The sequence below is a fragment of the Psychrobacter sp. 78a-MNA-CIBAN-0178 genome (genome assembly GCF_040309625.1).
In the GTDB taxonomy this organism is placed as follows: domain Bacteria; phylum Pseudomonadota; class Gammaproteobacteria; order Pseudomonadales; family Moraxellaceae; genus Psychrobacter; species Psychrobacter okhotskensis.
The window spans coordinates 11920-26664 of sequence record NZ_JBEOOZ010000020.1 but is presented as its reverse complement, the minus strand read 5'-3'; the positions used below and the strand labels follow the sequence as shown (position 1 = coordinate 26664).

Sequence of the window (14745 nt, the reverse complement as noted above, 5' to 3'; positions counted from 1 at the left end):
TATAGGGGGCACATTCGGCTATTCCAAGGCAACTTTACAAACAAAAACACCGATATGGCATGATATCGGTATTGATAATACTCATTATTCAAGTCCTCTTATGATGATATTAAGCAAATGACTTTAATAATATTGGCTGATTATGTCATCAGCTGACATAGCCGCTGTATACTGACACTATTTAGTCGACAATGGTTATGATGGCTACCATTTTTAGGACGTACTCAAAGGATACCGCATATGCAAAAGACCACATTGTCACTCATGATGGGAGTAAGCCTATTATTTGCTATGAGCGCTTGCCAACCTCCATCTGATATGAAAAAAACTCAGACAACTCAGATAACTCAGATACATTAAATAAGTCATCAATGTCCACGCAAACGGCAAAACAGCCAAGCACGCAGCCATTAATAGAAGCAAAAACGCCAAGAGCACTCACTAATGCATTGGTCGCATTGTCTGAAAAACAGTTAACAAATAAGCTGGTGTGCACTAAGCTCAGTGCTTCTATGAAGGACATTGATGACAAAAGTAAAATTGAAGATATTCGTGGTATCCAACGACAATTAAATGCTTGCTTGCCAATGACTGCGAACGTCGAAATCCTGCAATGGCTAACAGAATATCAAGCACTGTACGGACGTTTTTTGGGTTCTAATGATTCTATGGACTATGCAAGCTTTCACGATGTAGCAGAGACTATAAATCAAGGCAAACAATTATCCGTTGAACAACTAAAAGCACTGAGCCCACGTAAACGATATCTTAGTGAATTGGTGCAGAGTAACGCTGACGTTAGCGTGCTGTATTTAGGCGAAGGCATCTTCAAATTTCATCATAATCTAAAGGCGATAGCAGACCTATTTGCTCCTTATCTACCTGCAGATCAAGCCATGTTTATTCAGCGTATGGCAAAAGACAATCAGGATATTTTTTGGAATGATGGTGCGGTGGCGGTGTCTTTTGACGAGGTGATGGCCCGCGCTGTGTTTTGGGAGAACTATGTTAAAACATACCCAGACAGCTACTTTATTGAAGATGCCAAAAATTTATTTGCGACGTACCGTTATATACTGTTTTACGGATCCAACAATACCCAATGGACAGATGACTCTATACATGAGTTTATTAATCCCAAGTACAAGCAAGCCATACAGCAGTTAGCCAAGCGTCCGAGTAGTATCTTGGCTCAAGACGCGCACACTTTTCTTGATTTTATGGCGTTGTCCGATAGTAAGCGTAAGAAAAAGTATCCCGTGCCAAACAAGGATGATAATGGCAATAAGATAGACGATTGGGAAATTCCCCGCTATCAATTAACAGAAGTATTGCAAAAACCTTCGCCATGGAAAATGGATGATAATAGAGACTGTTTAACTGGCGTGATTTGTGTCGATTATAAGGTTGAGTGAGATGGCACATTAATCCCTAGTAGCGCTGGCGTCAATCCGTCAATCCGTATGTTTTTATCACGGGACTTGCTGAGCGTAATATGGCGGCTATTCTTCAGGAATATTTTGCATAATAAAGGAGAGGTTTATGAAGAACACTCTTATTCAAAATGAATACCCCAGTTATTGCGAAGCGATTCTAGCTTGGGAATGACGCATGATTGATATTCATTGTTCGCCGCTACAAAGATCGGAATATCGTCCCCTGTTCTTTTATCACTTATAATTGAGAAATCTGTGGTTAACGATTCCCCTATCACTTTATTGCCACTTCTCGTTTCATATTCATAATGCACGATGACGCCTTGTCCTAAATTGATAATAGGAATGGCGTATTTTGGCATCATAGAAACGATACGTGCCGTAGCAACTTGCCCGTACTTGTAGAGCTTTAGCTCTTTTCTGGTGCTAATAAATAAATAAATTAAAAATGGCAGGCCAAATAGCAGGAACGGTATAGGTATCAGAAAAAGTAACGCCACTGGAAAGCGGTAAGGCTTTAAATTCTGTATGATTGATTGACCATTTAGTTCTTTAATAGCGAGATTATCGCCAACTTGGAGCGCTTCGATTCTTTCACCTTCCAGAACTTTGTATTTAGACCTAACTGCCTCATTATTTTTGAGGTACTGGTATGAGATGATTGTCGGATGAACATCGTTTATGGTTACGTTGCTTTCGACCTGAATATCAGTGACTTCAGCGCTCGTTTCTATACCTTGAGAGTCGATTAACTCATAGTCTATTTTTGGACTGTCATTACCCGTAAAAGAGAATATCAGGGTAAAAATAACGAACATCAGCAAGGCAAAAAAAGAAAATAGTAATCCAAAAAACAGTGCAATTGGCTTCTTTTTTAGAAGGCTCATGATAGTAGAGAACTTGACTTTCCTTGGTGTACTATTCATTTTTGAGTGTCACTATTTTAATAATGAGTGTTTTATGGGCGATTCTACTACGTTATAAAAAACCATTTTAGTAGGCATTAATCCAATATAAAATCGCTCAAACTTATGTTAGGTAGCATTATACCTAGTCACTCCATAAAGTCAGTAAAAGTTATAGATTTTTTTGCCAACTTTTTTTTATTTTAACCCGTATAAAATAGTTGTTAATTTTAAAACTCTTAAACTCATACCTTAAAAAAGGACAGATAAATGAAACTGCGCATCTTAAAGTCTGCCGTCACCAACCCTTGGTTTAACCTTGCCACCGAGGATTGGATATTTAATACCCTCAATCCCGACTCACACACGCTATTTTTATGGCGCAATAGCGAGACCGTGGTCATTGGGCGCTCGCAAAACCCATGGGTAGAATGCAAAATCGATAAGATGGAAGCCGACGATGTGTTTCTGGCGCGGCGTCAAAGTGGCGGCGGCGCGGTATTTCATGATTTGGGCAATACCAACTTTACCTTTTTATCGCCCAAAGCCGACTACGACCAAGAAGCGAACTTTACCATCATTATCAATGCGTTAAAGAAACTGGGCATAGACGCGGATTTATCTGGTCGTAACGACATGCAAGTGGGCGATCGAAAAATATCAGGCAGCGCCTTCAAACACGCCGCCGATCGCAGCTTTCATCATGGCACATTACTGGTCAATGCCAATATGCAAAAGCTGGGCGATTATCTCAATCCGCATCCCCTTAAGCTCAAAGCCAAAGGCATCAAGTCCGTGCGTGCGCGCGTCGCTAACTTGGTTGAGTTTAATGAAGACATCAATCACGAGACTTTATCCGAGGCGATTATCGAGGCGTTTTGCGAATACTATCGTGACACTGATTATGGCGACACTGCGCCAGTAGAAGAATTGGATGAAGCCAGTCTCGCCAAGCAACCTAACCTGAACAAATACTATCAGCAAATGGCAGATTGGGATTGGCGTTTTGGTAAAACGCCTGAATTTACCCATCACATTGAGACGCGCTTTGATTGGGGCATTATTGACTTGCACCTTGATGTCAAGCAAGCAGTGATACGCGAGGTGGTTATCTTCTCTGACGCGCTAAACGTGGAATTGATTGATCTATTAAAAAACACGCTGACTGACGCTAAATACAATAAAGTCGATATCAAAACAAAGCTTGGTGAATTAGGTAGAGCGCATACTGAGTTAGCTGCGCAGATTGAGGATGTTTCTAAGTGGCTAACTAATGAGATAGAAGGTTAGATTTTTGCTTGTTATTAATACCTTAGATTAACAAATAAAGACTCTCAATTTGTTGCTACCGTCAATCATTCTAACGCTTTTATAATTTGCGCAGGCTAATCTCACTATATAAATCCTACCTTTAGTTAAACTTAAGTTTGATATTTAACGCTGTAGCCCTCTATAATGTCAGGCAAATAATAGATTCAATGAGAATCTAAACTTTGGGCATTTAAGCAAGGTAGCACTATGGCAGCCTATATCACCGTTGGCGCAAAGACCTCTCATGGTGGGACGGTCATCTCCGGCTCACCGCATACTACTCATAACGGTATCCCAGTCTCGCGTAAAGGCGATAAAGTCATCTGCAAGAAATGCAAAAAGGTGACCACTATTCTTAGTGGCGATGCTTCTTTTATCGTCGATGGCGCACCCATCGCACGTGGCGGCGATGTCACCAGCTGCGGCGCTAAACTGATTGCTAGTCAGCAGTCATTTGCAGAGTCAGGATTTGATGTGATGGGAGTTGAGCAGGCTGAGGTAATAAGGCGAGAGGCTAAAGAGTATTTCGATAAGATAATGGGTAATGACACATATAATGATGTTATTCAGCTTATTGATGAATTAACGAAACAGCCACTAAAATCACTAGAATATATTATTGAGCATGCTCAAGGATCAATAAGTGGCAAAACAGATGAAAATGGAAATACTGAAAAAATTGAGTTGTCACAAGCTGAACAAATAAAAATAAAAATACCCAGTATAGGTAATAGTACGTCGGACTTTAAAATTTTTGCACATACTCTAACGCCTATACCTGATAACACGGCTAAGCAGTTTGGAATACAAACTAAGCGAGCTTTAACATCAGGCGAAATCAGTATGGCAAGTTTAGTTTTTGCTAATTCAATTGATTATACTGATGTCTATATTCATAACGATGAATTCTTACCTTTTGGATTACAGAACGACGATACGGTAATGACGCCAAATGGCGAGATTTATTTTCCTAAAGGCTTGTATAGAGATGATTTTTCAAATTTAGTACCTCAAGATGCAGGCTTAAGACATCTATTCATACATGAGATGGTACATGTCTGGCAGCATCAGTTGGGCTATTCTGTGATGATAAAAGGCGCTCTATTACACCCGTGGTGTAAATTGAATGGGTGTGATCCTTATAACTACGTGTTAGAAAATTCTAAGACATTGAGCGATTATAATATGGAACAGCAAGGCGATATTATTGCGGATTATTATTCTTACTTTCATGATACTGATATCGATAGAATTGTGAGTCAATCAGGTATGCTTTATAGAACAAATCAAGATATTTATAAAAGCATACTCTCAAATTTCATAAAGGACTCTTCAAATGCAAATTTACTACCGTAAAATTCAGTCATTAACCCTTATAGCGGCGCTATTTTCTTTAGTTGCCTGCGAAAGTAACCCTTCTCATAGACCACCGATTGGTGGAGCTATTGGTTTAGTAAATACCGATGAAAAAGGCCTGTGTTTTTTACCAAAATTTGAAACCGCATACTTAACATCAACCAAGAAATATGATGATTTAAAGTTTATAAACTTATCTTATGTGGATGTAGTACTTGGAAACGACCCATTATCTAATAAAAAAATTTGGCAAGCATCGCCAAACTCTCAAAAATACTATAAATTAGAAGAGGGCGAAAGTATCTGTATGAATGATGATTTACTAGGATTGAAAAAAAGCGAATATGCAAATTTGACTAACGACAAATACACAGTAGTAATAGGTGGAATGGATGATAAGGAAAGATATAGATTAAGATTTATTGAAAGATTTGAATATCCTATAAGATAAGCAGGCTTCACTTGTATATTAAAACCTCATATCTCTCAATATTACTTTTTTTAACAATCAGTACGTTGGGTTGTCAGAAAAAACTAGTCTACGTTGCTCCGCAGATCACGGGTCAGGTCATTGATAAGCAAACCAATCAGCCTATTGAAGGTGTCAAAACTGTGATCAATCGTCAAGCTCTTGACTACACTGATAAACAAGGTCGATTTACTGTTCCATTTACTACAGTTGAATATACTTTCAACGAACCAAGTTATCAGGAGAGTAGGTCTAGGCGAGGTGCGAGTCTTGCAATATTTAAAGAAGGCTATGAATATAAGTCATATACGAATGGAGGATTAGCTTTCACGACTAGCGCCGATGGTCAAAAAAGATATGTCAATATGGGAAAAATTTACCTGATGCCAGTACCAGCTGGTAAAGAAGCTGAGTATAAAACTGAATACTTGACTGTAGGTTATTGTAAGCCTACTCAATCTCAAAGAGAAGTCGACTGCATACCTGTAACAGAAGGTAAAACGTATGAGCAGGTGAGTCCAAATCAGCCTGTTCAATAGCATTTTCTAACGAGGTTTTAATGTATCAAAGGAAAATCACGCCTTTAATTCAGCCTTTATTACTGGCTAAAATACTATTCAGTGGTTTGTTAGCTTCTGCTTGTTCAGCGGAATCATTGATTTATGGTTATCAATGATTAAAGTTGTCCCATTAGTAAGTAGAGGTTAGGTATGAAAATACAATTATTATCTGGACTATGTTTATTATCAGCTTCATTAACTTCTTGTCAGGCAGAACCTACTACTACGCACTATCTAACGCCTATTATTACTGGCCAAGTACTAGATAAATATACTAATCAACCTATTACTAAAGCTAATGTTTTATATACAGGTAACACTTACACGCAAACCGATGAAAACGGTTATTTCAGGCTTCCTGCAATTACAACTAGTGATGATGTCTCTGATAGCGCAGAATTGAGTGAGATGGATATTTCGATTAACAAGAAAAACTATGAGGGCAAAACCTACTCGAACTTCGGTATTCAAAGAGTAAAGATAGTAAGCATTTCTGAAGTGCCTGAATATATTCATATGGGTGAATTGTATCTAGAACCGTTACCGAACAATGTAGGAATAGAAAGCAGTTATAAATATGAACAGTACATAGAAGACATGCCTTACTGCCAATCTAATGAGTCGCAAAAAGAGGTAAATTGCATTCCAATACCAGATGGAGTAAACCATGAAGATGCTTAATAAAGTCAGCTTATTTAGTATCGTTTGTCTGACAGCTTTGGTAACTACTTCTTGTACTGCACAAGAGCCTGAAGTGCTTTATGTGACGCCTTCTATAAAGGGTAAGCTCATTGACAGGCAAACTGACCAGCCCATTAGTAATGTTAAGGTTTACTTAACAGACAACATTCAAAGCACCTCTGATGACACAGGTCGCTTTGAGCTGCCTACTATGCAAAAGATAGATACAGATGAGATGGGCGCAGATTATTTTAAAGCTATAGCTAAAGATGCCAGTGTCATGATTGATACGCAAGGCTATCAACGACGTCTGTTTGCAATTGATGGTATGGCACAATTTAAGGGTAATGACTCAAAGACTCCCGTGACAATTGATCTGGGAGACATTTATTTAAAACCCTTACCTGCTGGTATACATCGCTACGGAACCGTATTTGAATATATAGATAGCATGCCATACTGCAAGCCGACTCAATCTCAAAGAGAGGTCGACTGCATACCTGTAACAGAAGGTAAAAAGTATGAGCAGGTGAGTCCAAATCAGCCTGTTCAATAGCATTTTCTAACGAGGTTTTAATGTATCAAAGGAAAATCACGCCTTTAATTCAGCCTTTATTACTGGCTACAATACTATTCAGTGGTTTGTTAGCTTCTGCTTGCTCAGCGGAATCATCAAGCATATCTGTATTATCTAATCAAAGCACCCCTACCGAGATATACAAACTTGGCTAGCCTACTACGAGGGCGACTCAGTTCCTGAAGATGATGACAAAGCTTTTAAACTGTTTCAAGAAGCTGCTACTCAAGGCTATGCACCTGCTCAACATCATATAGGCATTATGTATCACGAAGGTATTGGTGTAGATCAAGATTATCACAAAGCATTTGAGTGGGTTCAGCGAGCTGCTATACAAGGATATTCTCACGCTCAAACCGACCTAGCTATTATGTACGAAAGTGGAAAAGGTATTGATCAAAACTATAAAAAGGCCATGAAGTGGTATTTGTTATCAGCTAATAATATAGATCCTAGTAGTGCTTCTGTCGATGCTCAAGGAAATATTGGTACGATGTACTATTTTGGTAGAGGCGTGCCGCAAAGCTACACCAAAGCATTGGGTTGGTACAGAAAAGCTGCCGCTCAAGATTCAGATATGGCACAGCTTAATGTTGGTGGTCTCTACGAGAATGGTTACGGCGTTCCACAAGACTATGATGAAGCATTTGAATGGTACAAAAAAGCCGCGGATCAAGGCAATCAAGAAGCCAGTAATCGTATCGGTAGGTTGGTTATGAATGGTAAAATCGACGATGAAAGTATCGTTATTTATAGCACCCAAGAAACTGGTCTCACATTAGGTGATATTGAAAAAATGAGCCAATGATAATGACGGCTGTATGAGCCAGTTGTTGTTAGCTCATACAACCACTAATTGATGAAACATCCAACAACCCCATCACTCCGCCAAACCATCTAAAATCACTTTAACCTCAGTAACATATTGACCCAAATCTGGCTCCAAATGAAATCCCTCTATTGGTGTGGGCAAACCTTTCTGCTTGCCAAGTCTGACGATAATCACGTTCTCTTCGGGCAGCACTAATACTCTCTGACCTAAATGACCCAGCATGGCATAAAACGGAATCGGACTGTCCATATCCGTCCACACCGAATGACCGTAAACTTGCGCTTGCCCGTCTGCAAATGCTGCGGCATTGGGCGTAATCATAAACTTAACATGTTCTTTACTGAGTAGCTGCTCGCCTTGCCACTCGCCACCGTTTAATAATAGCTGCCCAAATTTGGCAAAATCTAAAGCGCTGGCATTGAGACAGCAATATACTTTTTCGATGCTCTCTGAGCCATCAAGCGACCAATAAGCGTCGCCTTGCATACCGAGTGGTTGCCAAAACTTCTCTTCTAGATAACTAGAGATGGTATAGCCATGCGGCTCTAAAGCACGCGACAAAGCTATGCCAAGCATTTGCGTATCGCCGGACGAGTATTCAAACTGGTCAACACAAGGCTCAACAAAGTCACGATTGACCATTTGCTTAACTAAATCATGACCATAATACGATTCGGCTGTAGGATTGATAGGAAAGTAATAATCTTCCGTCCAATCATAGCCCGAAGTCATCGCTGAGAAATCTGCGAGGGTACAATTTTGCGCATACTTGTTATCCGCATATTCAGGTAGCCACTTGGTAATTGGCTCATCAACGCTTGATATATAGCCATCTTCCACGGCTTTGAGATACAGCATGGTGGTGACGGTTTTTGCCATCGAGAAGCTGTTGGTATGCGAGTCGGCACTGTAACCTTGCCAATAATTTTCGTACAGCAGCTTGCCATCTTTGATAATGGCAAAGGCAACGGTTTCGTCAGTATCCAAAGCATTTTTCAAGGTAGGCGTAAGTTTGACTTGCCCAAAGTTAGCATCTTTGTCCCATTCAATAGTATCTTTTGCGCGGATAGTACGGTTATCAAAATCGATATAATCATCGATATTGGCGGTATTTTCACCTTTCAGATAAGTGAGCTGTAAGCCACGGAAGATATAAGCATTACCGGTCACTACTAAGCCCAAGCTGATAATAATGAGTAGCGCTACAATAGGCAAAACGATCCATTTAAACAGGGTCTTTAACACTACCATTATAAAATCCTTTTTTATGGCGTGGTTGATAGGTACGACTATCGTTGATAGGGTTTAATTTAGCATGAATAGGGAGTTTTGGGAGGTGGTTTTTTGAGTTTGGAGCTACTCCCTGCCCTCCGCTCATATCTACTCATCTGGGCGAGGCGTTGGCACGGTTTGAGTCGTTACTGTTGCCTCGACACCACATCAAAACCTAGCCATCGCAACTCGCCCAAACGAGCAGGATAACCACTACAGTCAGGGCTAAACCGCATCGTAAGGCGACTACTATTAGATAAAAACCATAAAGAGTTGGACAAAAGTTAATATTTATAAATACTTAAATACTTAAATGCTTTTAGTTGCTTCTCATCAATAAAGTATAAATTCCCTCTCGGTCTTGAGCATGCAACATATAATTTATTTAGCGTTTGGGCATTTAACTTATGTAATTCATTATTATGATATGCTTTACATGTCTTAGTATTTAAGATAACACATACGTCGTTGTACTGATCTGCACCTTTTACTGCACCCCAATTAGCAGTATTTCCAATGTACTTATTACTACTTTGATAAAATAGTTTAACTATTGAGTTATCAGTAGCAATTTTATCAATGTCAACCCTATCATCTATAAACTCTACATCAACTTCATCAGTTCTATGTGAATCAAATGAAATTCCTAATTTTTGGTATATAAAGTTACAAATAGTTGGGCTACATCTATAACTTTTAGAAAGCGCACTTTCATCAATCTCAAAACCTGCTTTGATTAGTTCCTTGCAATATTTTTGATAGTCATCGTGTAAGCTTTTTCTAGTTTGTCCATCTCGACTTGTATCGAAGGTATGTTGATAAAAATCACCGACTAATAGTATTTCCTTTGTTGAATTGACTAGCTTACAAATAAAATTGAAATCGTTTGAAGCAAAGTCTTGTACTTCATCAAAGCAGATTAGGTCAAAATATTTATCTATTCTTGCAATAACTTCATCGATTGCACCAGCCTCAATTAAAAGCTTAGCTACTCTATTCGAATAGAGGCGATTATGACCATTCATCCAATGTAAACGACTTTTTTTTTGACTACGCTGTATGTGTTGTGGAAGAGAATTCAGGAATACTAAACCTTTGGTTTTTAGCTCGTAACCACAAATAGGTCTAAAACAAAAAACATATATAAATGAGAAGTATGAGTAAACTTTAATACCATTTGGTATATAGCCAAACTTATTTATAATTCGCTGTTTAAGCTGTTTAGTATTCAGATCTGTATACGTGACAATTAAAGCTCTTATATTTTCGTCGAGCTTATCTATAATGGTACTGGACTTTCCTGAACCTGCAACGGCTAGAATTACTCGTTTATCCATACTATTGCCCTCTCTATATAGTCAGGCACTTTTAAAAAGACTTGATCAGAATCACATTTTTCAGAAATTCTATAGGCAGCTTCAGCTTTATTATCTAACATGTAATCCAACGGTAGTTTCTGAATACTGCCGTTATTAAATAGATTGTCACAAAAAATTTTATTATCCTTATAAACACATATTTCAAAAGTCGTACGTGATGTATCGTCTGAATCGTAAAACACTTTTATATTACTTTGAGGATATTCCGAATAATTATCGATACAATTTTTTTGAGCATCTCCATCATTATCACGAATAACAGCAACCCTTATATTTAATATTTTTGCTAAATCCAAGTACCTTTTAAAACTCAATCCGTCTACTGAGATAATATGAATAGCATCATCTTCAAGGTTGCGACTTTGATTATGATATAAATTATCAAATAGCATATACTCTGCATCACCTTCTACTAAAATAACTTTAGTAGACAAAATGAACTCTAAAATATTATTGTCAGGTGCTTTCATGAAAAACTTAGCGGTATCAATCGAAAGGTTTTTAAGTGTAGCAATACTTATACCTGTACTATTTAATAGAATTGAGTTTCTTAAATTCAACCTACTACTAATTAGACTATTATGAGTAGCGATGATAATCTGATTTTGTTCAGAATCCGAAATTCTTGATACTAATCGCTTCATATTAGTATGGCTTAAATGATTTTCAGGTTCTTCAAGCAGTAGTACATCTATATTCCTATTCGAACTTTGTGATAAAACGAACTCAGTTTTGATAAAGCATTGCTGACCCTTACCTCTTTCATCAATTGGGATGCTATCTTCCATTAAACCTATATCCGTCTCTAAGTTTGATTTGGAACTTGAACGTATAGCAAAGTCGTAGCTGCCAACCATAGTGCTATTTATACTTGTTAAATGATTTGCTGAAAAACTTTCTTTATGCTGTCTATACTCATTTTTTAATTGAACACGCTGAACATCGTTGACAGTTGAATAATAAACAGTCTTTGTGTACTCTTTGTTGGCATATTCACTGCTAATCTGTGAATTATCAATCGTTAGTGTTGAGAGAAAACGGCTGTAACCTGAATAAGACTCACCACTGAAAGTAAAAAAACTAACTATATAGAATTCGAAAGGAAAACAAGAAGGATTTTGTACTAATAACTGTGTTATCTCTTTAGACAAATCATCACTGGGTTTTATAACTAAGTGAAGCCCTGCTGTATTTATATTATCAGAGTTATGTTTGCCTGTTAATTCAGACTTCGAGTCTTCATTGAGAAAAATTTCAACATGTATTTCAGGTAAATCACTGATAGATTTTTGAGCAAGCTGTATAAAGTCAGTACAGACTTCTTTTGTAAATAAAGACTCAATACCAATTGTCTCAACTCTACTACGACTTCCTTTTGCAACTAAATCAATTGCTTGGATTATTGAGCTTTTCCCTGATTCATTATCACCAATAATAGTATTGATACCTTGATCAAAGTTTACTTCTAACGATTTGAATCTTTTAAAATTTTCAAGCTTTATTTTCTTAATATACTGCAAATTTAACCCCCTTATAGTTATTCATATTAATCTAATAAAACTATTAACTTTACAGACATTTGATTGGTTACGCTACCTCAAAATTACTTTACATACTAATAGTAAAATTCCAAGCCAAAAAAAACGGCAAGATAATCCACCTTACCGCTTTTATATCTAACCTAAACTGTTAAAACCTTAAATCGCTGCCGCAACCTCAGCACCATCACGAATCGCGCGTTTGGCATCCAGTTCAGCAGCAAGCTTGGCACCACCGATAAGATGATATTGTGCGTCCGGTGCATCACCGACATTTGGCATTAACTCAACGACAGACTCTTGACCGGCACAGACCACGACGCTATCGACACGGAGCAACTGAGTTTGACCTTGGTTATTGGTAATCCAAACACCTTCATTGGTGATTTTGTCATACTGCGCACCTGATACTTGGATGACACCGTGTGATTTAACGTGTGCGCGATGTACCCAGCCTGAGGTTTTATTGAGACCTGCGCCTAAGCGGCCTTTGGTGCGCTGCATCAGATAGACTTGGCGAATAGGCTTGATGGCTTCAGGCTTAATCAGACCACCCTCAGTTTGGTAATCGGTATCAGAAGTTACGCCCCATTCTTCACGCCATTCGCTAATCGATTGTGCTTTTGGACGATAGCTTGGGTCTTTTAGCAGCTCAGGACCTAGCTCATCAAGCGGCTGACCATGCTTAGCGGTCAGATATTCACTAACATCAAAACCAATACCACCCGCACCGATGACGGCAACGGTATCACCAACTGATTTCTCGCCAGAGAGCAATTCAGCATAGCTCATCACTTGCGGTAGGTCTGCTCCTTCGAGTTTACCTGCTAAGCTTCTAGGAACAACACCAGTGGCAACGATGACATGATGAAACTTGGCTTTTTCTAACATGGCTTTATCGACTTTGGTATTGAGCTTAATCTCCACGCCTAAGTGCTCAAGCTCATTGATATAGTAGCGAATGGTTTCAAAGAACTCTTCTTTACCAGGGATGACTTTGGCGTAGTTAAATTGCCCGCCTAAGATGTCTTTTGCTTCAAACAAAGTCACATCATGACCGCGCAAAGCGGCAACGTGCGCCGCTGACATGCCCGCGACACCGCCACCGATGACGGCGACCTTTTTAGGTTTTTTAGTTTTCTTATAGACCAATTCAGTCTCGTAGCAGGCTTGGGGGTTGACCAGACACGTCGAGCGTTTATTGGCAAAAGTATGGTCGAGGCAAGCTTGGTTACAAGCGATACAAGTATTAATGCGATCGGATTGACCATTTTTGGCTTTGTTGACCCAATGGGCATCGGCTAAAAATGGACGCGCCATTTGAATCATGTCCGCCTGACCACTGGCGACAATCTCTTCAGCCGTATCGGGCATGTTAATACGGTTGGCCGCCATCATCGGAATAGTGATATGCTTTTTAATTTCAGCGGTAAAGTCCACAAAAGCGGCACGCGGTACGCTGGTTACGATAGTCGGTACACGGGCTTCATGCCAGCCGATACCCGTATTCATGATGGTTACACCCGCTTCTTCTAGCGCCTTGGCAACGATGATAACTTCATCCATGACGTTGCCGTCTTTGACCAAATCAATGACTGACAAACGAAACAGGATAATAAAATCTTCACCAGTCGCCGCGCGTACTGCTTTGACGATATCAACAGCGAATTTCATACGATTTTGAATGTCACCGCCATACTCGTCCGTTCGTTTATTGACATGACGCGATAAAAACTGATTCAGCAAATATCCTTCTGAGCCCATGATTTCAACACCATCATAACCCGCCTGCTTAGCCAATTTTGCAGAGCGAGCATAGTCTTCGACCGTTTGCTCGATGTTTTTGATGCTCATCTTACGGGGTTTAAATGGCGAGATTGGTGACTTAATCGGGCTTGATGACACCACAAATGGCTGATAGCCATAACGACCACTGTGCAAGATTTGCATAATGATTTTGCTGTCATGTTTATGCGCTGCACGAGTGACACGCTGATGATTAATCACGTCAGCTTTACTGTTCATCGTGCCACCAACAGGCGACAACCAGCCTTCGCGATTGGGCGCAATACCACCCGTAATCATCATCGCCACGCCGCCTTTGGCACGCTCTGCGAAGTATGCTGCCAGCTTACCGTAATTATAAAAACGGTCTTCAAGCCCTGTGTGCATCGAGCCCATAACCATGCGGTTTTTAAGCGTGGTAAAGCCCAAATCTAACGGCTCAAATAAATGCGGATAGTGTTCGTTGGTGCTGGCGGTGTCAATCGTATTGGCAGTGCGGCTGGCGGTCATATCATTTTCCTTATGAATAATTTGCTGGGAGTGTTTCGTGAGAATAGTGATGCTATGGGATTTAGCGTTACCGCTATCGTAACACACCGCCATTATTATCAGCTATGCAGACAAACGACTGATCAGTGAACACT

Annotated in this window: 13 protein-coding genes; 8 read left to right on the top strand and 5 right to left on the bottom strand. The window is 39.4% G+C overall.

Annotated features, from left to right (window positions below; all coding sequences use genetic code 11):
• Nucleotides 1–371: 371 nt before the first annotated feature.
• On the top strand, nt 372–1415 hold the full coding sequence (locus tag AAEY80_RS10915) for a hypothetical protein (RefSeq protein WP_350588298.1): 1044 nt from the start codon (nt 372–374) through the stop codon (nt 1413–1415).
• 140 nt (nt 1416–1555) lie between these two features.
• Here AAEY80_RS10915 and AAEY80_RS10910 read toward each other — a convergent pair whose 3' ends face one another.
• Nucleotides 1556–2362: a DUF3592 domain-containing protein gene (locus AAEY80_RS10910; RefSeq protein WP_350588297.1), complete on the bottom strand. Its 807-nt coding sequence runs from the start codon at nt 2360–2362 to the stop codon at nt 1556–1558.
• Between the two features lie 249 nt (nt 2363–2611).
• Here AAEY80_RS10910 and lplA point away from each other — a divergent pair, with 249 nt between their 5' ends.
• From lplA to AAEY80_RS10875, 7 genes are all read left to right on the top strand, one after another.
• The gene (gene lplA / locus AAEY80_RS10905) at nt 2612–3631 is read left to right on the top strand and encodes a lipoate--protein ligase (protein ID WP_350588296.1); all 1020 of its coding nucleotides are present in this window, start codon (nt 2612–2614) and stop codon (nt 3629–3631) included.
• Between the two features lie 228 nt (nt 3632–3859).
• Nucleotides 3860–5008, top strand: coding sequence for a PAAR domain-containing protein (locus AAEY80_RS10900; RefSeq protein ID WP_101211659.1), 1149 nt, complete (start codon nt 3860–3862; stop codon nt 5006–5008).
• The gene (locus AAEY80_RS10895) at nt 4989–5459 is read left to right on the top strand and encodes a hypothetical protein (protein WP_025651889.1); all 471 of its coding nucleotides are present in this window, start codon (nt 4989–4991) and stop codon (nt 5457–5459) included. Before AAEY80_RS10900 ends, AAEY80_RS10895 begins: the two co-directional genes overlap by 20 nt.
• A gap of 11 nt (nt 5460–5470) precedes the next feature.
• The gene (locus AAEY80_RS10890) at nt 5471–6016 is read left to right on the top strand and encodes a peptidase associated/transthyretin-like domain-containing protein (RefSeq protein ID WP_025651888.1); all 546 of its coding nucleotides are present in this window, start codon (nt 5471–5473) and stop codon (nt 6014–6016) included.
• 171 nt (nt 6017–6187) lie between these two features.
• Nucleotides 6188–6718, top strand: coding sequence for a peptidase associated/transthyretin-like domain-containing protein (locus tag AAEY80_RS10885; protein WP_101211660.1), 531 nt, complete (start codon nt 6188–6190; stop codon nt 6716–6718).
• On the top strand, nt 6705–7274 hold the full coding sequence (locus tag AAEY80_RS10880) for a peptidase associated/transthyretin-like domain-containing protein (protein ID WP_201567566.1): 570 nt from the start codon (nt 6705–6707) through the stop codon (nt 7272–7274). Before AAEY80_RS10885 ends, AAEY80_RS10880 begins: the two co-directional genes overlap by 14 nt.
• A 160-nt stretch (nt 7275–7434) precedes the next feature.
• Complete coding sequence (locus tag AAEY80_RS10875) at nt 7435–8103, top strand: tetratricopeptide repeat protein (protein WP_350588313.1); 669 nt, start codon at nt 7435–7437, stop codon at nt 8101–8103.
• Between the two features lie 72 nt (nt 8104–8175).
• Here the strand turns inward: AAEY80_RS10875 and AAEY80_RS10870 are convergent, their stop codons facing one another.
• The 4 genes from AAEY80_RS10870 to AAEY80_RS10855 all read right to left on the bottom strand — a co-directional run bounded on the left by AAEY80_RS10870 (nt 8176) and on the right by AAEY80_RS10855 (nt 14611).
• Nucleotides 8176–9378: a serine hydrolase domain-containing protein gene (locus tag AAEY80_RS10870; RefSeq protein WP_101211663.1), complete on the bottom strand. Its 1203-nt coding sequence runs from the start codon at nt 9376–9378 to the stop codon at nt 8176–8178.
• Between the two features lie 305 nt (nt 9379–9683).
• Nucleotides 9684–10736 carry a DEAD/DEAH box helicase gene (locus AAEY80_RS10865; protein ID WP_350588295.1) on the bottom strand — a complete coding sequence of 351 codons (1053 nt, stop codon included), beginning with the start codon at nt 10734–10736 and terminating at the stop codon, nt 9684–9686.
• Nucleotides 10721–12298 (bottom strand): ATP-dependent nuclease, encoded by a 1578-nt coding sequence (locus tag AAEY80_RS10860; RefSeq protein ID WP_350588293.1) that lies wholly within the window; start codon nt 12296–12298, stop codon nt 10721–10723. The genes AAEY80_RS10865 and AAEY80_RS10860 overlap by 16 nt, the downstream gene beginning before the upstream one ends.
• 177 nt (nt 12299–12475) lie before the next feature.
• Complete coding sequence (locus tag AAEY80_RS10855; RefSeq protein ID WP_350588291.1) at nt 12476–14611, bottom strand: FAD-dependent oxidoreductase; 2136 nt, start codon at nt 14609–14611, stop codon at nt 12476–12478.
• Nucleotides 14612–14745 lie beyond the last annotated feature (134 nt).